Source organism: Chryseobacterium sp. POE27 (assembly GCF_039727685.1).
Taxonomy (GTDB): domain Bacteria; phylum Bacteroidota; class Bacteroidia; order Flavobacteriales; family Weeksellaceae; genus Chryseobacterium.
The window spans coordinates 3,566,627-3,590,582 of record NZ_CP152475.1 but is presented as its reverse complement, the minus strand read 5'-3'; the positions used below and the strand labels follow the sequence as shown (position 1 = coordinate 3,590,582).

General features: G+C 36.2%; 16 protein-coding genes, 3 tRNA genes and 4 pseudogenes. 4 read left to right on the top strand and 19 right to left on the bottom strand.

The window, feature by feature from the left end:
* Window positions 1–425: 425 nt before the first annotated feature.
* The 3 genes from AAHI02_RS17225 to AAHI02_RS17215 form a co-directional block, all read right to left on the bottom strand.
* Window positions 426–1,868 carry a TolC family protein gene (locus tag AAHI02_RS17225; protein ID WP_346984286.1) on the bottom strand — a complete coding sequence of 481 codons (1,443 nt, stop codon included), beginning with the start codon at window positions 1,866–1,868 and terminating at the stop codon, window positions 426–428.
* Window positions 1,855–5,049 (bottom strand): efflux RND transporter permease subunit, encoded by a 3,195-nt coding sequence (locus AAHI02_RS17220; RefSeq protein ID WP_346984285.1) that lies wholly within the window; start codon window positions 5,047–5,049, stop codon window positions 1,855–1,857. Before AAHI02_RS17220 ends, AAHI02_RS17225 begins: the two co-directional genes overlap by 14 nt.
* A gap of 92 nt (window positions 5,050–5,141) precedes the next feature.
* Window positions 5,142–6,224 carry an efflux RND transporter periplasmic adaptor subunit gene (locus AAHI02_RS17215; RefSeq protein WP_346984284.1) on the bottom strand — a complete coding sequence of 361 codons (1,083 nt, stop codon included), beginning with the start codon at window positions 6,222–6,224 and terminating at the stop codon, window positions 5,142–5,144.
* 1,094 nt (window positions 6,225–7,318) lie between these two features.
* Here AAHI02_RS17215 and AAHI02_RS17210 point away from each other — a divergent pair.
* Window positions 7,319–7,720, top strand: coding sequence for a hypothetical protein (locus AAHI02_RS17210; RefSeq protein ID WP_346984283.1), 402 nt, complete (start codon window positions 7,319–7,321; stop codon window positions 7,718–7,720).
* Between the two features lie 108 nt (window positions 7,721–7,828).
* On the opposite strand, the gene AAHI02_RS17205 is transcribed toward AAHI02_RS17210, so the two are convergent.
* The 10 genes and pseudogenes from AAHI02_RS17205 to AAHI02_RS17160 all read right to left on the bottom strand — a co-directional run bounded on the left by AAHI02_RS17205 (window position 7,829) and on the right by AAHI02_RS17160 (window position 18,371).
* Window positions 7,829–8,086: a SemiSWEET transporter gene (locus AAHI02_RS17205; RefSeq protein WP_042720836.1), complete on the bottom strand. Its 258-nt coding sequence runs from the start codon at window positions 8,084–8,086 to the stop codon at window positions 7,829–7,831.
* 65 nt (window positions 8,087–8,151) lie between these two features.
* Window positions 8,152–9,184, bottom strand: a pseudogene (locus AAHI02_RS17200) (FAD-dependent oxidoreductase).
* 55 nt (window positions 9,185–9,239) lie between these two features.
* A complete protein-coding gene (gene gldN, locus AAHI02_RS17195; RefSeq protein ID WP_346984282.1) occupies window positions 9,240–10,178 on the bottom strand; it encodes a gliding motility protein GldN in 939 nt (312 codons plus the stop codon).
* A gap of 15 nt (window positions 10,179–10,193) precedes the next feature.
* On the bottom strand, window positions 10,194–11,786 hold the full coding sequence (locus AAHI02_RS17190; RefSeq protein ID WP_346984281.1) for a GldM family protein: 1,593 nt from the start codon (window positions 11,784–11,786) through the stop codon (window positions 10,194–10,196).
* Window positions 11,787–11,839: 53 nt separating this feature from the next.
* A complete protein-coding gene (gene gldL / locus AAHI02_RS17185; protein ID WP_346984280.1) occupies window positions 11,840–12,532 on the bottom strand; it encodes a gliding motility protein GldL in 693 nt (230 codons plus the stop codon).
* Between the two features lie 52 nt (window positions 12,533–12,584).
* Window positions 12,585–14,003, bottom strand: a complete 1,419-nt coding sequence (gene gldK, locus AAHI02_RS17180) for a gliding motility lipoprotein GldK (RefSeq protein WP_346984279.1) — start codon at window positions 14,001–14,003, stop codon at window positions 12,585–12,587.
* Window positions 14,004–14,111: 108 nt separating this feature from the next.
* Complete coding sequence (glmS, locus tag AAHI02_RS17175) at window positions 14,112–15,965, bottom strand: glutamine--fructose-6-phosphate transaminase (isomerizing) (RefSeq protein ID WP_346984278.1); 1,854 nt, start codon at window positions 15,963–15,965, stop codon at window positions 14,112–14,114.
* A 33-nt stretch (window positions 15,966–15,998) separates the two neighbouring features.
* Window positions 15,999–16,865, bottom strand: a complete 867-nt coding sequence (locus AAHI02_RS17170; protein ID WP_346984277.1) for a DUF4270 family protein — start codon at window positions 16,863–16,865, stop codon at window positions 15,999–16,001.
* A complete protein-coding gene (locus tag AAHI02_RS17165; protein ID WP_346984276.1) occupies window positions 16,843–17,541 on the bottom strand; it encodes a DUF4270 family protein in 699 nt (232 codons plus the stop codon). Before AAHI02_RS17165 ends, AAHI02_RS17170 begins: the two co-directional genes overlap by 23 nt.
* A gap of 58 nt (window positions 17,542–17,599) precedes the next feature.
* Window positions 17,600–18,371, bottom strand: a pseudogene (locus AAHI02_RS17160) (glycogen/starch synthase).
* Between the two features lie 181 nt (window positions 18,372–18,552).
* On the opposite strand from AAHI02_RS17160, the pseudogene panC reads away from it, so the two are divergent.
* Window positions 18,553–19,402, top strand: a pseudogene (gene panC / locus AAHI02_RS17155) (pantoate--beta-alanine ligase).
* Window positions 19,403–19,470: 68 nt separating this feature from the next.
* Here the strand turns inward: panC and AAHI02_RS17150 are convergent.
* The 4 genes from AAHI02_RS17150 to AAHI02_RS17135 all read right to left on the bottom strand — a co-directional run bounded on the left by AAHI02_RS17150 (window position 19,471) and on the right by AAHI02_RS17135 (window position 20,495).
* The gene (locus AAHI02_RS17150) at window positions 19,471–19,887 is read right to left on the bottom strand and encodes a hypothetical protein (protein ID WP_346984275.1); all 417 of its coding nucleotides are present in this window, start codon (window positions 19,885–19,887) and stop codon (window positions 19,471–19,473) included.
* Between the two features lie 270 nt (window positions 19,888–20,157).
* Window positions 20,158–20,230: transfer RNA gene (locus AAHI02_RS17145), tRNA-Lys, on the bottom strand.
* A 73-nt stretch (window positions 20,231–20,303) separates the two neighbouring features.
* A tRNA-Leu gene (locus tag AAHI02_RS17140) sits at window positions 20,304–20,386 on the bottom strand.
* Window positions 20,387–20,422: 36 nt separating this feature from the next.
* A tRNA-Lys gene (locus AAHI02_RS17135) sits at window positions 20,423–20,495 on the bottom strand.
* A gap of 117 nt (window positions 20,496–20,612) precedes the next feature.
* Between AAHI02_RS17135 and AAHI02_RS17130 the strand changes: the two genes are divergently transcribed.
* Window positions 20,613–21,128 carry a shikimate kinase gene (locus AAHI02_RS17130; protein WP_346984274.1) on the top strand — a complete coding sequence of 172 codons (516 nt, stop codon included), beginning with the start codon at window positions 20,613–20,615 and terminating at the stop codon, window positions 21,126–21,128.
* 9 nt (window positions 21,129–21,137) lie between these two features.
* Here the strand turns inward: AAHI02_RS17130 and AAHI02_RS17125 are convergent, their stop codons facing one another.
* Window positions 21,138–21,572, bottom strand: coding sequence for an RNA-binding S4 domain-containing protein (locus tag AAHI02_RS17125; RefSeq protein ID WP_346984273.1), 435 nt, complete (start codon window positions 21,570–21,572; stop codon window positions 21,138–21,140).
* Window positions 21,573–21,626: 54 nt separating this feature from the next.
* Between AAHI02_RS17125 and AAHI02_RS17120 the strand changes: the two genes are divergently transcribed.
* On the top strand, window positions 21,627–22,388 hold the full coding sequence (locus tag AAHI02_RS17120; RefSeq protein ID WP_346984272.1) for a hypothetical protein: 762 nt from the start codon (window positions 21,627–21,629) through the stop codon (window positions 22,386–22,388).
* A gap of 15 nt (window positions 22,389–22,403) precedes the next feature.
* On the opposite strand, the pseudogene AAHI02_RS17115 reads toward AAHI02_RS17120, so the two are convergent.
* Window positions 22,404–23,952, bottom strand: a pseudogene (locus AAHI02_RS17115) (FMN-binding glutamate synthase family protein).
* Window positions 23,953–23,956 lie beyond the last annotated feature (4 nt).

Below are 23,956 nucleotides of genomic sequence, written 5' to 3'. Positions count from 1 at the left end.
ATGACAACAATTGCTTTCATAATTCATTATAAGATGATATTTTTGAACACAGAAATTTACAGAAGAAAAATAATGCTTTTGTTTTCGAACTATGACAAGGCTTACATAAGATATAAAATAGCCTTACATCAGAAGGGTAAAAACTAATAACCGTAAAAACATAGTGAGTCAATAAATAATTTCGCCACCTTCCTTAACAGGGAAATTACTTTTTTTGGGGGAGGTTGGTTTTTTAAAGTTAATTTCAAAACTAATAACCATTTTTTTTAAGGTATCAACCATATCATAATTAACTGCGCACACATCCTGCAGATCAATTTAATAAAAGGTTTATGAATCTTTTTATTAAAATTCAGTTTTAATCGAAAAGAGACTGGTCCCTTTCGGGCAGTCTCTTTTCTTTTTAAAACATTAAGGATTTATAATCACTTCCAGCCTCCGCCTAAGCTCTTATAAATGTCAACAACTGTACTCAGCTGTTTTTGTTTAGCTTCCACCAGCTCCATTTTGGCATCCAGGGCATCTCTCTGATTAAGGAGTACTTCCAGATAATCTGCCCTTGAATTCCTGAAAAGCTGATTAGCTATATCTATCGATTGTTCCAAAGCCTTGGTTTCTTCAGACTTTAGTTTATAATACTGATCAATATTTTTGACTTTAGACATTAAATTGGCCACATCCAGATACGCATTCAGAATCGTTTTATCGTATTCGTACAGAGACTGAATCTGTCTTGCATCGGCAGTCTGAAAATTGGCTTTTATTGCGCTTTTGTTAATCAGCGGACCTGCTAATTCACCTACCAGACTTGCAGCCATCGATTCAGGCAACTTAACTAAATAAGACGGTTTAAAGGCTTCCAGTCCCAATGTTGCGGAGATTTCCAATGTAGGATAAAATTCTTTTCTGGCTGCCTCAACATCTAATTTTGCAGATTTTAATTCCAATTCAGCTTGCTTGATATCCGGACGGTTAGCCAGCAGCTGTGAAGGAATTCCGGTATAGACCGTTTGCGGAAGTGTAGTCATAAAATCATCTTTCGATCTTACAATGGGTTGAGGATAACGGCCACACAACGCGTTGATTTCATTTTCCTTTTCGGTAATCTGCTGACGGATGGTGTATTCCGTTGCCTTGGATTTTGCCAGTTCAGCCTCAAACTTCTTTACTGCCAATTCGGTAGCTGCCGCTGCTTCTTTTTGAATTTTTGAAATTTCAAGAGCTTTCTGCTGAAGTTTTGTGTACTGCTGGATGATATCAAGCTGATTGTCCAACGCCAGCAATTCATAATAATTATCAGCAATCTCTTCAATCAGATTAGAAAGAACGAAGTTTTTACCTTCTACTGTTGAAAGATAATGTGCTATTGCTGATTCCTTTTCTGTTCTGAGCTTTTTCCAGATATCGATTTCCCAGTTGGCCATTAAGCCGCCTTCAAAATTCCCCAGTGGATCCGGCATTTCTTTTCCGGGTTCAATTTCTGTAGTGGCATCGCCCGCCCCTTCGCTGGTATAACGTCCTGCTTTTTTCACTCCTGCTCCGATTCCTGCAGAAACAGTAGGTGTTAATCTTCCTTTTTTAGCTAAAACACCACTCTTCGCAATTTCAATTTCCTGTAAAGTGATCATCAGCTCCTGATTATTTTTTAGAGCCGTTTCAATTAGGGAAACTAAATTAGGGTCAGTAAAAAACTGTCTCCAGGGAGTTGTCCCGCTATTATTATTGGCATCACCCTGATCTTCCTGATTGAAGTTCTGAGGCACATTTTCTTTTACCTCGTCTTTTATGACGGTCGCCATAGGCGCCTTACAGCTCGCTAAAACAAGCGATAAGGCGATGGCTGCTATATATTTATTATAAATCTTCATGTTTGTCATCGTGTTGATACGGTTCTGTTTGTTCTGTTAAAGGATTTTCTTCTTCATATCTCGCCAGTTTCGACCTTTCGGCAATAGTTCCGAAGATGTAGTACAATCCAGGAATAATCATTAATCCGAAAATAGTTCCGATAAGCATACCTCCCGCTGCTGCTGTCCCAATCGTTCTGTTACCGATAGCACCCGGCCCGGTAGCGATCACCAACGGAATCAAACCTGCAATGAATGCAAATGATGTCATCAGGATCGGACGGAAACGGATAGCCGCTCCTTCGATAGCTGCCTGAGCCACAGGAATACCTTCTTCAGCCTTTTTCTGTACGGCAAATTCCACGATCAGTACGGCATTTTTACCTAAAAGACCGATCAGCATGACCATTGCTACCTGAGCATAGATATTGTTTTCCAGCCCTAATAATTTTAAACATAAGAAAGCTCCGAAAATACCTGTCGGCAACGATAAGATTACCGGCAATGGAAGGATAAAACTTTCATACTGTGCAGAAAGAATAAGGTAAACGAATCCTAAACACACCAGGAAAATAAATATTGCTTCATTCCCACGGCTTACTTCATCTTTGGAAATACCCGCCCAGTCGATTCCGAAACCTCTCGGAAGTGTTTTATCTGCCACTTCTTTAATTGCCGCAATTGCCTGTCCTGAACTGTATCCCGGTGCCGGCGTTCCACTTACTTCAGCAGAGTTGTACATATTGTGTCTTGTAATCTCCGATAAACCATAAACCTTTTCCAAATGCATGAAATCTGAATACGGAACCATTTGATCTTTATCATTTTTAACATAAAGCTTTAATAAATCACTTGGCAACGCACGATATTGCGGCCCCGCCTGAACGATCACTTTATATGGTCTGTCGAAACGGATGAAACTGGTCTCATAGTTGGAACCTATCAATGTTGATAAATTATCCATTGCATTCTCAATTGTAACCCCTTTCTGTTCGGCTAAATCATTATCCACCCTTAACATATACTGAGGGAAACTTGCAGAATAAAATGTGAATGCAGACCCCAACTCGGGACGTTTTTTCAGCTCACGCACAAAATCGTTGCTTACTTTCTCCATTTTCTGATAATCTCCGCTTCCCGCCTTGTCTAAAAGACGAAGTTCAAAACCACCGGCTGCACCGTACCCGGGAATTGACGGTGGCTGGAAGAATTCTATATTGGCTCCCGGAATATTTTTGGCTTTTTCTTCAAGCTTTTCGATGATTTCTGCAGCAGATTCTTTACGATCTTCCCAGCTTTTGAGGTTAATCAAACAAGTACCGGAGTTGGAACCTGTACCTTCAGTCAGAATCTCATATCCTGCCAGTGAAGAAACAGACTGTACTCCATCAATATCTTCAGATTCTCTTAGCAACTCTTTGGCAATCTGGTTGGTTCTCTCCAACGTAGATCCCGGAGGGGTCTGGATAATCGCATAAATCATCCCCTGATCTTCTGCCGGAATAAATCCTGAAGGAAGTGAATTGCTCAGGAAAAACGTACAGGCACAGAACGCTAATAATAAAGGTAAAGTGATAGTTTTCTTTTTAACCGTTTTATTCAGCATTTTTTCATACTTCCCGGCTCCTTTGGTAAACAAATTATTGAATTTATCCAAGAAAATGGTGATTGGAGTTCTTCTTTTCGGTTTCCCGTGATTATTCTTTAAAATTAAAGCACATAAAGCCGGCGTCAATGTTAAAGCTACCACTCCCGAAAGGATAATCGCCGAAGCCATCGTAATGGAAAACTGACGATAAAATACCCCAACCGGACCAGACATGAAGGCAATCGGAATAAATACAGATGCCATTACCAAGGTGATCGCGATGATCGCTCCGCTGATTTCGTGCATCGCTTCTTCTGTTGCCTTTAACGGAGAAAAATGTTTCTCTTCCATTTTAGCGTGAACGGCTTCAATAACCACAATCGCATCATCGACCACAACACCGATCGCCATTACAAGGGCAAAGAGAGAGATCATATTTAATGTAATTCCGAAGGCTGACATCACGGCGAATGTACCGACCAATGACACAGGAACCGCCAGCGCGGGAATCAACGTTGAACGCCAGTCGCCCAGGAAAAGGAATACCACAATAGCCACCAAAATAAATGCTTCAAACAAAGTATGAACTACTTTTTCAATAGAAGCGTCCAGGAATCTTGATACGTCATAACTGATGTCATAATGCATTCCTTTCGGGAAAGTGGTTTTCTGAAGTTCCTCCATCAAAGATTTTACATTTTTGATAACATCGCTTGCATTGGAACCATAAGATTGCTTTACAGTGATCGCTGCAGAAGGTTTTCCATTTAATGTAGAATAAATATCGTACATAGATGAACCAAACTCAATATTGGCTACATCTTTTAATCTGATAAATTCTCCGTCGGATTTTGCTTTAAGGATAATGTTTCCATAGTCCTTCTCGTTGTTGTAACGCCCCGGATATTTCAGAATATACTCAAATGACTGTGAACGCTTTCCGGAACTTTCCCCTGTTTTACCCGGAGAAGCTTCTAAACTTTGTTGATTTAATGCTTCCATCACTTCATCTGCTGAAATGCTGTAAGCCGTTAAACGGTCAGGTTTCAACCATATACGCATGGCATACTCCCTTGTTCCCAGGATATCTGCAAAGCCGACACCGCTTACCCTTCTCAATTCAGACATCACATTGATATCTGCATAGTTGAAAAGAAACTTTTGGTCAGCTTTCGGATCGTCACTGTATAAGTTAATATACATCAACATATTAGGTTCTTCCCGCGTTATTTTCACACCTTCACGCACCACTAAAGGCGGAAGTTTATTTACGACCGAAGATACACGGTTCTGCACGTTTACTGCGGCTACGTTCGGGTCTGTTCCCAAGTCGAAAACTACCTGAATGGATGCTTCTCCGTCGTTTCCGGCATCAGAAGTCATATATTTCATACCGGGTACACCGTTTAATCCTCTTTCCAACGGAATAACCACGGATTTAATCAACAATTCGTTGTTGGCACCGGGATATTCTGCCGTGATATTTACCTTTGGTGGTGAAATAGAGGGAAACTGTGTAATCGGTAATTTTAACAGTGATAAAACTCCCATGAAAACTATAATCAGAGAGATTACGATAGACAGAACAGGTCTGCGAATGAATTTCTTAAACATAAAAATAATGATGAATTATTAATGATTAATGATAGATGATACTTTTGAACATTTGACCGATCAATTATCGATTATCAATTATCATATATTTTTTACTCTGCTTTTAATTTTAATGAATTAAGAACTTTCTTCGGATCCTGGAATTTTGTCTGAACTTTCTGATCGTCTTTCACTTTCTGAACACCTTCCAAAAGGATCTTATCACCTGTTGCAAGGCCGGAGCCCACTACATAAACATCAGGAAGCTCATAAGCCACTTTAATATTTTTAGATCTTGCGACTCCGTCTTTACCAATTACAAATACATACTTCTGATCCTGGATTTCATAGGTAGCTTTCTGAGGGATGATTAAAGCATTTCTCAACGGCAGGGTCATTCTCACTTTTCCTGTTTCACCATTTCTCAGCAGTTTATTGGGATTCGGGAACTTTGCCCTGAAAGCAATATTTCCGGTTTCATTGTCAAACTCTCCTTCAATAGTCTGGATTTGCCCTTTTTCGGGAAGCAATTCTCCGTTTGCCATTAGCAGGCTCACCTCGTTGCTTCCTCTGTCTGCAGCGTGCATCTGATAACTAAGATATTCAGGCTCAGAAACATTGAAATAGCTATACATATTACTATTGTCTGAAAGTGACGTCAATAAATCACCTTCGTCAATAAGGCTTCCCAACTTACGGGGAATTCTGTTGATAATCCCTGAAAACGGAGCTTTGATGTCTGTAAACGAAAGATGGATCTGCGCCAGCTTTGCTTCTGCATTGGCGGCATCCAGTTTAGCTTTAGCCATTGCTCTCTCGTTTTTGGAAACGATGTTGTTGCTGGCCAGTGTACTTGCATTTTTCAGCTCTATGGAGGCCTGCTCTACTTCGGCTTTCGCTTTCATGAGTTCCGCCTGATAAAGCTGCGGCATAATTCTGAATAAGGTCTGGCCCTGATGTACAAACTGACCTTCATCTACGTAGATCTTCTCCAGGAAACCTTTTTCCTGTGCACGGATTTCAATGTTTTTTACAGATTGAATCTGAGCTACATATTCTTTATCAATCACCGTATCCATCACTACAGGGGAGGTCACGGGATAGACTGTAGCTTCTTCTTTTTCTTCTTTTTTCTTGTTACAGCTGAACAATAAAAGACTGCTTAGCGCAATGCTTGCGACAACTCTTTTGATCATAATTCTAGAGTTTATATAAATCGTTAATGTTTTAATAGGAAGGTGGTAATAAGGATTTTGCGATGCAGTGATTACCGACAGATACAACGCAGTGTATTCTCCGCCGAGGGTGTCAGCAGAAAAAGAAAGTCGAAAAATGAATTTTATATTCTGATAGAACGGATCAGAATGAATCTTTTTACATGAGAAAATTCAGAAAGTAAACCCTGAATTGTCGGCTTTGATGTTTTGAAACTTTTTAGGCCAAAAATATATACGAGTGTAAAAATACTTGCAAAAACAGCAATTGCCTGAAAACTATCTGAAAACTGTAAATCATCCTCAGTAAGCTCGATAGAATACAGATTTCCCGCATCATCAATAGTTTGCTGAATAGAAAGCTTTTCGTAAGTTTGGTTTAATTTATTGGATTTTTTTTGGTAAATTCTGAGAAGTATGTCCAGTATAATCGTTTTTCAACGTTCTGACATTGATCTTGCTTTCCACAATGAAAAGAAGAAAAAGTGCTGTCAAAAAATATACTATATAGTTTCTCATAATTTCAAGGCACAAAGGTAGGTCTTACTTGTACTACTTTTCAAAAAAAATATAACATTAAGCTTCTTTGTTAACGATATTTAACATTTCTTTAAAATAGCTGAATGATATCAATTTTAAACTTTAAAATATGTTTTTGATATAGCCAAAAAGCTCATTTACAGAATTTTAAAAGTTAATTTAAGTAATAATAATCTTTATGGCACTGCATTTGCTTAAAATACAAGCATTGAAAAAATACTTATAAATGTTAATCATTCATAAATATCCTTACTTACTTCAATAGTAATAAAGTAATCAATTGTTCAAAGAATCGTATAGTGAATTATTTATAAATATGATTTTTATTAATTATTGAAATGCGTTTTATTCACTACTTCTTCTTGATTTATTAATCATAATCTACTTATGGAAATTTTATACAAGAATATTTGAGTTATTGTTTTATGAAGAATATTTATTAATAATTTATAATTTTTTAACACATTATCTTTAATTAAATTGTAAATTTATAGATATTAACACCATACCAATGAATCACTTTAAAGTCACTTACTATGAAAAAGCTACTCAGGATCTCGGCCATTTTAATGGTTTTTATATTAACAGCATGTAAACATCAGGCAAAAGATGAAGAAACAAATCTTAAGACTGTTGTGACCGAAAATGCAGATACCAATCAGGATAAAATCAGAAAGGATATTTTTACGGATGAATATGGAGAGCAGCTTGAAATTGTAATGAATGAAACCAAAAATACCCTTATTGTAAGGTTGGGCGGTAAAACCTATGAACTTAAAAAAAAGGATGAATTGCCAGATTACACGGCAAGTGATGCAAATTTTCAATACTCCGATATAAGAGGTGAAATCACTTTTCTGAATAAAGATTACAATATGGTATTATTTCACCATAAAAAAAGTAAACCGTCTGCCGATACAAAAATGGCTTCATATTAAAATCTAAAAGGCTACCAAGGATATTTATTCTTCTCCCCTAGCAATAATAAACACATCCATATAAACGAGAACACTTTTGCCTTAGGCAGAAGTGTTCATTCTTTTATACTATTTCTTCTTGTAAATCATGCAGCAAATCAATAAAATAATATTGACGAGGACTGCAAAAGCATTGGAAAGAATAATCGGAAGTTCATCCTTAATAAAACCATACCAAACCCAAAGCGAAAGTCCGGTAATGAGTACAAGAATCATTGTCCATGACAGATCTTCAGCATTCTTTTCTTTCAAAACTTTTATAAGTTGCGGAATCATTGATACTGACGTTAAAACACCCGCAATAATTCCCAGAAGATTCTCATCCATATTTTTATCTTTTAATCAAGATAAGAATTTCCGGGGACACATACAATGATTATAATCCGGGAGACTTAAAATCTGTCCAGAGAAACTTCTTCATGCAAAGGAATATTGTTTTCTATAAAATCGTAAAGGCTTTTTGAAAAGTAACATCCATTGAGAATCCCTCTGGCACCAAGTCCGTTAAAGACATACATATTTTCATGCTCACGATGTCTGCCAATAATCGGTCGTCTGTCTTTTACTGTAGGTCTGAAACCGAAATTGACTTCTGAAATACTGAAATTGGCAGGATAAAATTCTTTCAGTCCGTTCGTCAGCTGCTCCACTGCAGAATCATCTACCTGATGATGAAGCTGCTCCCTGTCGTAAGTTCCTCCATAAAAATATATTTTTTCATTTAATGGAAAAAGGAAATGTTTCTTTTTAATGGTAATATTTTCAGGGATCGGCTGTGAAAGTTCAACTTTGATATGATGTCCTTTATTGGGATTAACAGGAATATCCGAGAAAAATAGATTATCTTTAACACCCATTCCTTCACAAAATAATATATTTTTATATCTAAAGCTTTTGTAGATGTTATCAGAAGTATTTAATGCTGTATAATTAAACTTTTCTTTTACAATATGGTTTCCGGTTTCTAAAAACTTAAATATATCCGTGAAAAATCCATTAACATCAAGTCTCGCTGACTGATTGACCTTTCCTGACTGATAATCGTTTTTTACCACATCTAAATGATCAAAATTTTTATCTAAAAAATTTTTAAGTTCGTCATTTTCTGATTTTTTAAGCCAAAGCTGTTGCTCTTTTTCATCATGAAAAATTCTGTGAATCGGAGCATCAATCAAATAATTTTTACCTGTATATTTTTCAATTTGTTGCAAAGTTTCTTTTAAAAAACCGATCTGTTCCTGAGCCTTCCAGAAAGTGGTAAACTTTTTTAAGAACTACAGGATTAATAATTCCTGCAGAAATCTGGGAAGCACTTTTCTTTTCTTCCGAAAACAGTATAAACGATTTGTTATTGATGATAAGCTGGTGGGCGAAAAAAAGCGCGGCGTAGCCATCGCCAACAATGATATAATCTACATTCTCCATAATAAAAAAACCTGAGTAAAAATACTCAGGTTTTCTATAATTATCAAGTGAAATCTTAGTAATTCCACATATCATTTTCCATTTGCAGAATTTGTTCTTTAATTCTGTCACTTTCCTCCAACTGTTCATCCGCATCTCTCGGGATATAGTCTTTGATAACTCCATCACCAAGACCGGTAGAAGATTTAAAGATCACAGAAGAAAATCTTCTCGCATTGATCAAATCATCAAAAGAAAGATCTGCAGAGGTATTTTTTCTGTTGTAAACATAATTGTTAGCCAAAATATCTCTTGCATTTGGATAATATACCCAGAAAAGATCAATAAGATCATTAGCTCCTTCGATCGGCTGCCCATCCGGGCCAACTCTACCAATCATCTGAGGGTCAGGACCCATTGCAGCAATACCTAAAGGTCTGTACTTCAATTGCCCATCTCTCTTATCAATAAACCACATTCCAAATACTTTCAAAACTTTAACTTTGTCAGTAGTTGTTTCATAAATGTCAGTAAGCTCTTTTTTCTCCTGCTCAGTTAATTGACGTCCGCTATTAAGGATGTTTACCGCCTCATCATCAACACGCACACTTACCAATCTGTCTTTGATTTGCTGAGGAGTAAGTCTCGTAACGAAGTTTTCATCATCATAAACTTCCTTAATATCACCATTCATTGCGCCATCAAGTAAAAGTTTATACAAAGATTTTGTTTCTGTAGACAATAATCCATCAGGATTATTATAATAGAAAGGCTGATTGATTTTGTCGTTCATATCAATAACCTCCCAAACAAACATGCTTTTCAGGATATCCTTTTCATCAACAAATCCGTATTCCAAAGGTTTTACTGTTTTGTCGATAACCGTATCTCCTACTTTCATTTTGTTCTCAGCTCTCATTTTTCTGAATTCTTCAGGAGAAGAAGCATTCAGGATAGTTTGGGAGAATGCAAATCCCGAAACTAATACTAAAAAACTGCTAATATATTTTTTCATAATACTCTATTAATTTTATTGGATATTAATTAATACTGGTGAAATATTTCCAATTCTTTGATCTCCTAAACCAACAGCTGTCGCTTTAATATCAAAGATATAAACACCATCTCCAGGTCTTAGATTTCTAAATAATCCAGAAGCAGCCTGTAGTGAGTTACCCTGAATTTGTAAAGCCGCTCTACCAGGTACTCTAACCATGAACGAAGTCACGTTGAAAGATACAGGGAAGTCAAAGTCAGGAATCACAGCAGACAGAGATTGATTCTCAACTGATCCCGCAGGCATCGGTAAAATATTTTTACCTCTGATCTGTCCTTGTGGCGGTGGTACATTTTTAATTCGATATTCAAATACCTGAGAAATTGATTTTCCGTAAGGATCTGTTCCAGATAACGTAATCTTCAATATATTTCCTGCACCTGGTTTAACATTCCACTTACCAGGACCAGTACTCTTAACTGCAGCTCCCGGAGCAGATAATGAAAGTTTAGCATTATCAGCACCTAAGATAGATCCAGAAACTGGATTATCAAGACCTCTGTACATTACATTCATTTTATCAGCTGAAAGTAATAAACCTTTTTGAAGTTTTACTTCCTGAGGACCGGCAATTACATTGTAAGTATGGGTGAAAGGGAAGTTTTGAGCTTTTCCTGTAGCATCTGTTAATGTAATATTTCCACTTAAAGTGTGCTCTCCGATTCCACTTGTATTTAATGTTGCATATCCTTTACCATTTTCCTGTCTTCCTACACCTGAAATGCTGATTTTGTTACTGTTAGAATAATTTCCTAGCATTACAACAGCTTCTGCAGGTTTTCCTGCAACAACATCTACAGGAGCTGACACAATAGCCTCATAGCTTGTAAACTTGATGCTTGCATCTACTTTTTCCTGTAATAATAATGCTAATGCATCAGACTGTACGTTTCTTGCATCATTCTGAATAATTTCAAGATTAGACAAAGCGGCAATAAGCGGCTGATGATAGAATTTGTTCTGCAACCAAGTCTTATTGTTAGGTGATTGTCCTTTAGGATATTCAGCGATCAATGATTTGTTTGCTCTGTCAATTAAATCTTTTAACTGAGGATCATTTCCAAAAGTTGCATTGATAAAGTTTCTTACATCATCAATTTTAGCTTTCAGTTCTATAGCTCCTTTTGATGCAGAGTTTTCATCACCATCTTTAAAGAAGTAGGTTGTAGTTGCTTCATTGTTGTTAAGCGCAGAGAAATTTTCGCTAACATCAACTAATTTTTTTGTTTTAGGATCTCTCTCTACAAATTCTGATTCCTTTTTTAATTTGTCTTTAATCTGATCAGCATGCGATACCAAAGCATTGATTTTCTCTTTCAGCTTTTGATATTGCTGCCAAGGCTGAGCATAAGTATCCGGTACCTGCTGAGCTTTAGCCTCCAAAGTTTTTTCAAAAATATCTTCGTTCTTTTTTTCAGTTAATAAACGAGTATCTTTTAAAGCAACTGTAGAGTCATAATATGATCTGATGATTTCCGCATCAATATTTAGAGCCATCATCGCGATGAAAACCAAATACATTAGGTTGATCATCTTCTGACGAGGTGTCTGTTTTCCTTGTGCCATTCTTTTCTTTTTGTTTTAGATTAAGTAGTTAAATTTTAGAAATGGTTAGGGAATTAAGACTTCATAGCAGTCAACATACCACCATAAACTCTGTTTAAGTTATTTAAATTAGATGTTAAACCTTGTAATTCTTGATTGAATTTTTCTGAATGTTCAACAGATTTCTGCATATCTTCTACATACTTTTTAGCAAAATCAGACTGCTTTTGTCCGTTTTCCAACTGCATTGCATAAAGAGCATTCATACTTTCCATATGTTGAGCAGCTTTGTTTAACTGGTCATTATATTTATGAGTAGAAGCAGATACATCTACCGTTTGGTTGATCTGGTCAACAGAACTTGAAAACTTATCAATACCAGATCTTAATCTTTCAAATAACTGAACGTCTAATTTAGCGTCCTGAAGCATTTTATCCAATTTACCTGAAAGAGAATTTTCAAGTTCAGCAAAATGATCTACAGTATTTCTAGATGTTACATTAGAATGTAACGGATTTGGATTAGCATGTTTATCTAATAATTCAGGATATACATTTTCCCAAGCATAAGACTCTTCAGTTTTTGGAGGGTCGAAGGCAAAGATAATGAAGATGATTGCTTCCGTAATAAGTCCCACTGTAAGAGCAACGTTACCTGTAATAGGCCCAATATTGATGTGAGTAATTTTAAGCCAAGCTCCAAGAATTACAATTGCAGCACCGAATGAATAAAAGAAATTCATCCAAGCATCTTTAGTCTTAAACATATAAGTTAGTTTTTTTTAGTGTTAAATTGTTATTAAAAATGGTTTGATTAAATTATCTGTTAACTCTTCTTGGTTTAACAGCAGCTTCAGGAATGTCCTGTACAGTTCTGAACCCGATATAGCTTCTTGCTGAATCTTTTCTTTCCCAGTCTCTCGCACCAGTCATCAGCATGTATCCTACATCTTTCCAAGATCCTCCTCTTACAGATTTCTTATTATCCGTTTTGTCCTTTGTAGAAGGATTTAGCGTAGATGAGAAACCGTATGATGAATTGTTATAAGCAGATTCTGTCCATTCAGAAACGTTTCCAGCCATATCAAATAATCCAAACCCATTTTTCTTAAATTTCTTTACCGGAGCAGTATATGTATAAGTACCTTTTTTATCATCTTCCATGTAATTACCTCTCTTAGGTTTGAAGTTTGCCAGGTAGCAACCTCTGTCATCCATCAAGTAAGGACCACCCCAAGGATAAGTAGCGTTTTGCATTCCGCCTCTTGCAGCATATTCCCATTCGATTTCCGTAGGAAGTCTGAAGATTAATGGTTTTTGCTTTCTTCTTTTTAAACTTTCGTTATAATCAGATTTTAATTTAGTTCTGAAGTTACAGTAAGCTCTGGCCTGATCCCAAGTCACCCCTACTACAGGATAATCTTTGTAAGCCTTGTGCCAGAAGTACTGTTCGAACAATGGCTCGTTATAAGCAAAGTGAAAATCTTTTACCCAAACCGTTGTATCAGGATAGATAGCGATACTTTCGCTTCTCAGATAGTTTACACCTCTTTCTTTTTCAGCAAGAGCAGCATCCATATCTCCCCATCTGTAGGTATATTTAAGCTTACTAACATCAAGGATTCTTTCATTTCCAACTCTGGAAGAAGCAGGAAGATACATTGACTCAAGAACCTCTGCATATTCTACGTCAGGATATTTTGACACATTCCAGTGCAATGGAACTTTCCAGTCAATTTTCTTTGTAGGATCGAAGCTGCTTTCATCTCCGCCTCCCTGTGCTTCTAAATATTCCTGATATGGTGTTAAGTTTTCTTCTTTTTGGGCAAGATATGCATAATCTCCTATACTTGTACCCCTTCCTTTACCTTCACCACCTTCTCCGGCAGCTTCAGCAAGAAGAGTTCTTGCGATAGAATCTCTTACATAATTGATAAAAACTCTGTATTCTGCATTAGTAGTTTCCGCTTCATCCATGAAGAAAGAAGAAACGGTAACAGTTTTCGCCTGAGCTTTTTCAGGACTGTTTGTGAAATCCTGATCTGTTAAACCAGCCACAAATGAACCTGCAGGAATTGCAACCATGCCGTATGGTCTTTCTGCAACAAATGATTTTGTTTTTTCTCTTGGTATCAACTCTCCTTTTGTTCCTGGTTTCCCCACAGAAGAAGTACCACCACCTGAACAAGATACCGACGCTACTGACGCAGACAATAATAAAAGAAATATCCTTTTCATGTTAATTTTTATAATTAAGCCGTAAATATATAATTTTTTTAAGAAACTTTTAAGATTTTTTTTGAAATAACGAAAGAAATCTAAATTTATTTTATTTACAAGTATTTTTTATTCCACAGTAACAGATTTTGCGAGGTTTCTCGGCTGATCTACGTTGGCACCTCTATATACTGCAATATAATATGCCAAAAGCTGTAAAGGTACTGATGCTACAATAGGTGAGAAACATTCTGATGTTTCAGGAATTTCAATAACATAATCTGACATTTCGCTTACCTGTGTATCTCCACAGTTGACAACAGAAACAACCTTCCCTTTTCTTGCCTTAATTTCCTGAACATTACTCACGATCTTATCATAATGTCCTTTTTTCGGAGCGATGATAACGATCGGCATATTTTCATCTATTAAAGCGATAGGACCGTGTTTCATTTCAGCTGCAGGATATCCTTCAGCGTGGATGTAAGAAATTTCCTTAAGTTTTAAAGCCCCTTCAAGTGCAGCCGGATAATTGTAACCTCTTCCCAAATACAGGAAGTTGGTAGCACTTACAAAATCTTTAGCGATATTTTGAACCAGTTCGTGCGTAGAAGTTAATACCTCTTCAATTTTTTTAGGGATAGCATCTAATTCAGCAATTAAGTTCATGAAATCTGCATTTCCTAAATTTCCGTTATGATGTCCTAATTTAAATGCAATTAGGGTAAGAATTGTGAGCTGCGCAGTGAAAGCTTTTGTTGAAGCTACTCCTATTTCAGGCCCTGCGTGTGTATAAGATCCTGCATCTGTGATTCTTGCAATAGATGAATCCACAACATTACAGATTCCATAAATAAATGCTCCTTTTTCTTTGGCGAGCTTTAGGGCTGCCATAGTATCTGCCGTTTCTCCCGATTGTGAAATTGCAATTACTACATCTTTATCAGTAATAATTGGGTTTCTGTATCTGAATTCTGAAGCATACTCTACTTCTACGGGGATTCTTGCATATTCTTCGATAAGGTATTCACCAATAAGTCCTGCATGCCAAGATGTTCCGCAGGCAATGATAATGATTCTGTTGGCATTTTTAAATTTCTCAATATGGTCCCAGATTCCGGCCATTTTAATAACACCTTCATCTACCAATAATCTTCCTCTCATGGTGTCATGAATAGATTTTGGCTGTTCGAAGATTTCTTTTAGCATGAAATGCTCATACCCGCTTTTTTCGATCTGCTCTAAGCTAAGCTTAAGCTCCTGAATTTCAGGTACAATTTTAGAGTTTTCAGTAATAGTTCTGATATCTACTCCATTTTCCAGTGAGATAGTTGCCATATGTCCCTCCTCAAGATAAATAGCTTCCTTCGTAAATTCTACAAAAGGAGAAGCATCTGAAGCAATAAAATATTCTTTATTACCGATTCCGATAGCTAAAGGAGATCCCAGTCTCCCAACGACTAATACCCCAGGATAATCTTCATGCATTACTGTAATAGCATAAGCTCCATAAACTTCATTTAAGGCATATCTTACAGCAGTAGGAAAATCGGTTTCAGATTTAAGATCCATAAAATACTGAATAAGATTTACCAAAACTTCAGTATCAGTTTCAGATTTAAAAGTAAATCCTTTTTCCGTAAGCATTGTTTTAATGGTGTCATAATTCTCAATGATACCATTATGAATAATGGCAATTTTACCATTATTAGATAAATGTGGATGGGAATTTCTGTCACTCGGAACTCCGTGAGTTGCCCAACGAGTGTGTCCCATACCTATTTTGGCTTTGCCTTTCAATTGACTGGAAATGTTTACAAGATCCTCTACTTTACCTTTCGTTTTTTCAACTTCAAGTTTATTATTTCCATCCTCCAGAACGATTCCGGCACTGTCGTACCCTCTGTATTCTAATCTTCTAAGACCATTAATTACTATATCGTAAGCATCTTGAAAGCCTGTATATCCAACGATTCCGCACATATTATTATATCTAGTGTGTTAAGTGTTTTTAAGTTATTTTGTACCGTAAGTAACCCAAAGTCTTACTCTGTTTGGGTTTCCTGCCTCTGTTCCTACAAATACTGCTCTGCTTGTATTGAAAGGTGTAGATGTAAATTTGTATCCCGCAAGACTTGTTCTGTCAGAATTCTCCAGAAAAGAACCTAAATCAATTTTAAAGTATTTGAATTCAGTTTTGTCTGTTGAGTCTTTACTCCCTTCTTCCACCATTTCTTTTATCGATTGTGTAACGACAAAATCGTAGTATGCAGGATTATCATCCAAATTATAAGCTTTAAAAATTGTATATCCCGGAACTCCCGCCAGTTTTAATAAATCATTGGTAAAATTACCTCTTACTTTAGTAGGAGCAGAAGAATTATCCGGATTCACATACCTGCGCAACAAAGTGAATTCTCTCGGTTTAGCATAATTTTTGTTATTCCATGAAGGATCTGTGTAAATTCTTATTTTAGCACTGATGATCCCTGCTTTTTTATCTGTGATAAGCTTTTTAATATCAGTAATAGTAGATTCCGGAATTTTAACCCCTATCGAAGGTCCACCCATTGCCTGAGTATAGAGTTTATCGTTACCGCCTGCATTGTTCAAAGTGAAAACATTACTATTAAACGAGCTGCCTCTCTGATATTGATACTGGCCTATATGCGCATTGCCTGAACCCATTATAAATGAATAAGAGGTTTGCGCTTTTGTCGTACTGCCAGTAGTTTCATATTTGTAATACATGATCATTTCCATATCGTCCGGATAGAACTGGAAAAGATATCCATCATCTTCAGCAACAGAAATTCTTAAACCATTAAAGTATCTGATAAAATTGGAGGCATCCGAAAGTTCAGGTTTGTCTTTTTTTAGCAATAATCTTATCCTGGAAAAACTGTTTATCCAACGAAATTCTGATACCCGGAGTGGATGCCGTAAATAAGGCAGTTCCCCCATCATCTTTTGTAATTGCTACAGAACTCACATTACCATTAAACACCTTTGAACCAATAACTTGTGAGTCAAAATTAAATGAATCATTAGATTTTACCGTATCAGAAGCGGATTTTAAAAAAGTTTTTACTTCATTTACATTGATGGTTAAGTTTCTTTTTGCTTTACCAAATTTCAATACAGGATAAGTATTTACCACTTTTTTAGCATTTACAGCGCCATCAGCCGCTGTTGTATAAGTATAATTATCATCTACCGTATTCGTTGTGACCGAATCTGTGGCAATTCTCGGCTTTATTACCAAGACTACAGAATCTACTGTTGCATTAGTCCCGAAGTCAGGATCATACGTTGATAATTTCACCTGTGTAAGATAAGAAGCCTTCTGCATTCCGAATTTTTCTTCGTCAAAAGCTCCCAGTACGCCAAACGAAAGTTTGCTGGCATCAGTTCTGATCGTATCGTGATTATTGATATTGTAGGCCGTTACCTCAAAAGGTGCTTCAGTACCCTGTGCAGCTCCATTTAGAAAAAGCTGTTCACCAAGATCATCAACATCAGGTTCGCAATTATAAAGTATTACACTTCCAAAAATCACCAGAGAAAATACGGTGATCGCCTTTTTTAATAGTATGAATCATTAAAAATGTGTTTTTTTAATAAAGTTGATTAATAGAATCTAAGTCCAGATATTCTGATTTCGGAGTTGAGGTTTCATTAAAAGCCTTATCAAGGTCTTCATCAAGGAATTCGTCACCTTTCACAACCATATCCACGTAGTCCATACTTTCAATTACAAAAGTTTTTACACTTGGATTATCTAACGCTTTTAATCCTGAAATATTATCAAATTTCAGTTTCTCATCAATATTTGAGGCTAAAGAAGCATCTTTTTCATTATATAAAGAAAGAACAATCTTAGCATCTTTGAAGTATGTATCAGATTCGTAATACGTTTTCAGGTAAATAGGGACAAAAGAAGACATCCATCCGTTAAGGTGGATCACGTCCGGAACCCAATTCAGCTTTTTGATGGTTTCGATTACACCTCTGGCAAAGAAAATAGCTCTTTCGTCGTTATCTTCAAAAGAATTGCCCTCATCATCAAAATAATACGGTTTTCTTTTGAAATATTCTTCGTTGTCGATAAAGTAAACCTGAAGTCTTTCCCCCCGGAAGAGACGCTACTTTAATAATAAGAGGCTGATCAAGATCATTAATGATAATATTCATTCCGGAAAGGCGAATCACCTCATGAAGCTGGAATTTTCTTTCACTTATTTGTCCAAATCTTGGCATAAAAACTCTTACATCATTGCCTTCATTGTGCATCTTAAGTGCCATTTTGTTTACCACTGCAGCCATATTCGTATCTTCCTGATATGGATACATCTCTGTAGTAATGTACAGTATTTTTTGATTCGGCATAAATTTCTATCTAATTTTTGTAAAAATGCTTTAATGCGCAAAATTACGAAAAAACATTCAACATTAGTTTAATTAACATTTTTTTACGATAATTTGCCTTAGGAAATTATTAAAACACATTACAACCATATCATTACTATATGATATTTTTAGTATTTTTGAATTACTATTAAAATAAACTATGGAAGTTTTAAAAAGCAGGAAAATCCTTCAGGATTTCATTGAAAGACAGAAAGAAATGGGGAAGAAGATCGGTTTTGCACCTACTATGGGAGCACTTCACGAAGGCCATTTATCACTCTATAAAATAGCCAGGGAAGAAAATGATTTAGTGATTTCATCAATTTTTGTTAATCCTACTCAATTCAATAATCCGGAAGATCTTGAAAAATACCCTAGAGATATTAAAAGAGATATTTTAATTCTTGAAAAATCAGGACTCGTAGACGCTGTCTATATTCCTGAAGTGACCGATATTTATCCCGAAAAAACAGAGAGCAGACATTATAATTTTGACGGATTGGAAAATGAAATGGAAGGAAAATCAAGACCGGGACACTTTGATGGTGTGGGAACAGTGGTTGAAGAGCTTTTCAATCAGATAAAACCGGATAATGCTTACTTTGGAGAAAAAGATTTCCAGCAATTAGCCATCATCAAAAAAATGGTTGAAAAAAATAAAATTCCGGTTACTATAAAAGGAGTACCTATTTACAGGGCAGAAAACGGGCTGGCTTTAAGTTCCAGAAATCAAAGGCTCGAAAAAAGACAGAAAAGAAGCTTCCAAAGTCATTTATGAAACATTACTTAAAGTTAATGAATGGTTCCGGGTTTTAACGGTTTCCGAAATCAAGCAAAGGGTACAGGATATTTTTGACCATCAAAGAGGTATGCAGCTTGAATATTTTCTGATTGCAGACGAAGACACTTTAAAAGAAACAGATTTTTTCTACAAAGACAGAAATTTCAGAGCATTCATCGTTGTTCTCGTAGATGGAGTACGATTGATTGATAACATCCATTTGGATTAATACATTGCTATATAAATTTATAAAGGGCTATGAAAAATTCCATAACCCTTTTTTTTAATTCTGAACTTTTAGAAAGATTGAAAAGCTCCGAAATTTCCATCATCCCTAACATAATATTGTGGTGCAATCGGATCTTTCGAGAGGTAGTGATCCTGATATTTACTACTATAAAATCTATAAACTGGATTAAGTAGATTTGAACCCCAAAATGCAATTCCTTCATTTACATAATACGCTGGAGTTACCGTACTTGTCGTGTAGTAATGATCTTGATACTTACTGCTATAATACCTATAAACTGGATATAAACCTGATTCCGTAGAACCGTCTAATGAAGCATAAAATGCAGGTCCTTCATTAACATAATACTGAGGTGCAACCGGATCTGCACTATAGTAATGAGAAGAATATTTAGAGCTGTAAAAAGAATAAATAGTTGCAACTCCAAATTTACTCTGAGACGATGTTTTTACCTTGCTATTCACTAGGGAGTTGGACAAAATTTGCTCCTCTGAATCATCTCTAGAACATGAAACTGTACTAAAAAAAAGTTAAGACGAAAATTAAATAAAACAAGATTTGTTTTTTCATGATAAATAAGTTTAAAAAAATTCTCAGCAAAGATAGAAAATAAATTAAATCAAACAAAAGAGATAAATTATTTTTAAAAAAAATCAAAGGCTTCTTGAGGAAGCCTTTGAAACACCAAATCACAAAATATTAATATGAAAAAAATTTACTTTTCAGTAAACTTGTGACCCGGCTGGGATTCGAACCCAGGACCCATACATTAAAAGTGTATTGCTCTACCAGCTGAGCTACCGAGTCGGCCACAATTAATAATGATAAATATAAAACAAAATTCTTATTTTTCAGTATTAATTATTTTTATTTTCTGCAGTGCCTGCGACTGGACTCGAACCAGCACATCCTTAGGAAACCACCCCCTCAAGATGGCGTGTCTACCAATTTCACCACACAGGCATAAAATCACAAAGTTTCAGTAATTTTTTTTGCTAGTGACCCGGCTGGGATTCGAACCCAGGACCCATACATTAAAAGTGTATTGCTCTACCAGCTGAGCTACCGAGTCGGCCACTTTATTATCAAGTTTTCATTTGAGTAATGTCCCTTGTTTTAAGTGGTGCAAAGATATAGCTTTTTTTTTATTTCTCAAAACTTTTTTTGCAAATTTGTTAAAAAAAAATTCATGATAATTTCACTGGTCGGATACATGGGAAGTGGCAAATCTCACATTTCCAAAATATTAAGCGAAAAACTCAATTTTAAACTGATTGACCTCGATAAAGAGATTTCCAGGAGAAATAAATTAACCATTCCTGAAATATTCTCAAAAAGAGGAGAAATCTCTTTTAGAAAGCTTGAACGAGAGGCTTTGGAAGAAATTCTTGCTACTGAAGAAAATGTGATTTTGAGCCTCGGAGGAGGAACACCGGCATACTATAATAACATGGAAATCATCAATAATAATTCAAAAAGTGTTTTTTTGAAAGCTTCTATTGGAACTCTATTGGAAAGACTTACTAAACAGAAAGAAAAACGTCCTCTGATAGCCAATGTTTCAGATGAAGATTTGCCGGAATTTATAGCCAAGCATTTATTTGAGAGAAATGTTTTCTACAGCAAAGCACAATTCAGTGTAAATACAGACAACAGGGAACCCGATGCAATTGTCGTTGAAATAATAGAAAAGCTCTATTCCTAGAGCTTTGTTTTAATTTTCTTCAGAGTCATCATTCGTTTCACCAAAAAAGTCATCCCAGTCGGTAAAATCAGAAGAAATATCATTATCTACATAATCATCCATTTCTCTTCTGTCTTTTTTCGTAGGCCTTCCCTCTCCTTTGATTCTGTAATAATCCTGTGACATTTTACGCATTTTCAGAAGTTCGTACTGTTCTTTATCCGTCACATCTTTTATGTGCAAGGGAACCAACTTCGCTCCTATCCTGCTTTTCGGGATCTGAATTACCTTAATTTTATAGTCAATCTGATTTTTACGGATCTTTATTACATCTCCTTCCTTCACCTCTTTGGAAGACTTCACCACCGAATCACCAATAGAAACTCTGTTCTTTTTAATTTCCTCAGCAGCAATGGTTCTGGTCTTATAAAAACGAATGCTCCATAAAAATTTATCTATTCTCATAATTTTTTATACTTTTGCCGTTATATTCTTTGTAAAGTAATTAAAGTTTTTGAAATGAAAAAAATATTTTTATATATCCTTGCGGGATCTCTGTGTTTTTCTGCTTGTAAAAAGGATGATGAGGTTGAAACTTTTGTAGAACCGGATGATATAGCAGTAAGAAACTCATATGACGATCAGGCTATTCAAAAATTTATGGATGAGAACTATCTCGATTCACAAGGAAATATAAAAGCTTTCAGCTCTACGGATACCGCGGATGATAATGAAAAAAAGCTTTCCGAACTTAGTCCGGTAAAACTTTCTTCAGGAGTTATTTATATTGTTAGAAACGGAGCGCAACCGTCGTCAGGAGTAACATTAGATACAAATCCTACATCAACTAACGCTACCCAAATCAGAGTGATGATGAGAGCCAACTACTATCTTGCCTCAGAAAGTGACGGGAAAGTTTCTTTTGGAAGCGCAGGAACTCTTTTAAATACCATTAATGGTTCAGGGTCACCTGTGACTGATCCAATGTTTTATTATGTTAAAAATTCTATAGTAAATAATACTAATAATTCGGATGCAGCAAAGCAAAGAAGCTATTATGAAATCGAAGGACTTCAGGAAGGATTAAAATATTTTGAAGGATATGCCAACAAAGCTGATGGTGATGCTTACAATTTGCAGGGTGTTATTATTGTACCGTCAAGAGCTGCTTTTGCGAGAAACACCCATTACAATTACACGGGATATTCCCTACAAAACAATTGTTTTGTATTTAACTTTGAAATCTATAAGGCCAATGTAAGGCCTACCATTGATCAATAAATAAAAAAAATCGCTTCAAAATATGAAGCGATTTTTTTTATGTTTAAAAACCGGATTTACTTTTTTTACATTTCCTAAAATGTCCGGAAAATAGAGATCTGAAAGATGGTCAAATTCGTCACCCCTCATGAACATACTGGCATCAACTTCCTCATAAGAACTTCTTCCGGCAGCCGCAATAAGTTCATTACATGTATGGAGTGTATTTTTATGAAAATGATATACCCTTTCAGCCTTATCAGTAACATCCAGTCCTTTGATTAGCATTTTGTCCTGCGTGGCAACACCGGTCGGACAGTTATTTGAATTACACCTCAACGCCTGAATACAGCCTAATGAGAACATAAAACCTCTTGCATTATTACACATATCCGCACCCATGGCAACCGCTCTCAGAATATCTAAACTCGTTAAAACTTTTCCACTGGCAATCACACGCAGTTTATTTCGTAAGTTGTAATTTTTGAGTGTTTTGTTGACAAAAATAAGTGCTGGTTCCAAAGGCATTCCCACACCATCTGAAAATTCAGGAGGCGCTGCGCCTGTTCCGCCTTCCGCACCATCAATTGTTATAAAATCCGGATAAATTTTCATCACATTCATCTGAACGCATATATCTTCAAACTCTTTTGTATCACCAATACAGAGCTTAAACCCTACAGGCTTTCCCCCCTGATAATTCTCTAAGCTGCTGCACAAATTTCAGCAGTCCCGACGCATTAGAAAACGCAGAATGTGATGGTGGAGAGATGATAGTCATTCCGGGTGTTACATGACGTATTTTTGCAATTTCAGGAGTATTTTTCACTCCCGGTAAAACGCCTCCGTGACCAGGTTTGGCTCCTTGCGATAGTTTAATTTCAATCATTTTCACATTCGGAAGATTAGAATATTTTTTGAAAAGTTCAGGATCAAATTTTCCTTCATTATCCCTACAGCCGAAATATCCGGTTCCGATCTGCCAGCAGAGATCTCCTCCTTCAAGGTGATAAGGCGAAATCCCTCCTTCACCTGTATTGTGATAAAAGTTTCCTTTTTTTGCACCTCTGTTCAGCGACATCTGAGCTCTGTCACTCAATGACCCGAAACTCATCGCTGAAATATTAAATAAAGAAGCATGATAAGGCTGGCTGCACTGCTCACCTCCCAACCATACTCTCGGAAGCTCTTCCGATGGAGATTTTGCATAAATGGAATGCTTTATCCCTTCATATTTGCGATGATTGACCTCCAACTGAGTACCAAATGCAACGGTGTCACTTAAATTTTTAGCTCTTCTGTACACTGCAGAACGTTGGTTTCTTGGAAAAGGCTTACCATCTGTTTCTCTTTCGATAAAATACTGCTGCATTTCCGGCGAAATACTTTCAAAGAAATATCTGAAATATCCTAGTACAGGAAAATTTCTCAGAATAGCATGTTTTGTCTGATAGGCATTATAAACCCCGAGCAAATAAACAGCCGTTAAAAAAATAGGTATCCAGTAATGCGCCCTGATCAGCAATGCCACAACCCATGTAACAATCACCAATACAATTCCCCAAGATAAAAACTTATCTCTCATTTTC

What these genes read in the sequence shown, in the direction of transcription:
- AAHI02_RS17225 (WP_346984286.1), bottom strand. Translation starts at nt 1,868, where the DNA reads ATGAAGATTTATAATAAATATATAGCAGCCATCGCCTTATCGCTTGTT.
- AAHI02_RS17220 (WP_346984285.1), bottom strand. Translation starts at nt 5,049, where the DNA reads ATGTTTAAGAAATTCATTCGCAGACCTGTTCTGTCTATCGTAATCTCT.
- AAHI02_RS17215 (WP_346984284.1), bottom strand. Translation starts at nt 6,224, where the DNA reads ATGATCAAAAGAGTTGTCGCAAGCATTGCGCTAAGCAGTCTTTTATTG.
- AAHI02_RS17210 (WP_346984283.1), top strand. Translation starts at nt 7,319, where the DNA reads ATGAAAAAGCTACTCAGGATCTCGGCCATTTTAATGGTTTTTATATTA.
- AAHI02_RS17205 (WP_042720836.1), bottom strand. Translation starts at nt 8,086, where the DNA reads ATGGATGAGAATCTTCTGGGAATTATTGCGGGTGTTTTAACGTCAGTA.
- gldN (WP_346984282.1), bottom strand. Translation starts at nt 10,178, where the DNA reads ATGAAAAAATATATTAGCAGTTTTTTAGTATTAGTTTCGGGATTTGCA.
- AAHI02_RS17190 (WP_346984281.1), bottom strand. Translation starts at nt 11,786, where the DNA reads ATGGCACAAGGAAAACAGACACCTCGTCAGAAGATGATCAACCTAATG.
- gldL (WP_346984280.1), bottom strand. Translation starts at nt 12,532, where the DNA reads ATGTTTAAGACTAAAGATGCTTGGATGAATTTCTTTTATTCATTCGGT.
- gldK (WP_346984279.1), bottom strand. Translation starts at nt 14,003, where the DNA reads ATGAAAAGGATATTTCTTTTATTATTGTCTGCGTCAGTAGCGTCGGTA.
- glmS (WP_346984278.1), bottom strand. Translation starts at nt 15,965, where the DNA reads ATGTGCGGAATCGTTGGATATACAGGCTTTCAAGATGCTTACGATATA.
- AAHI02_RS17130 (WP_346984274.1), top strand. Translation starts at nt 20,613, where the DNA reads ATGATAATTTCACTGGTCGGATACATGGGAAGTGGCAAATCTCACATT.
- AAHI02_RS17125 (WP_346984273.1), bottom strand. Translation starts at nt 21,572, where the DNA reads ATGAGAATAGATAAATTTTTATGGAGCATTCGTTTTTATAAGACCAGA.
- AAHI02_RS17120 (WP_346984272.1), top strand. Translation starts at nt 21,627, where the DNA reads ATGAAAAAAATATTTTTATATATCCTTGCGGGATCTCTGTGTTTTTCT.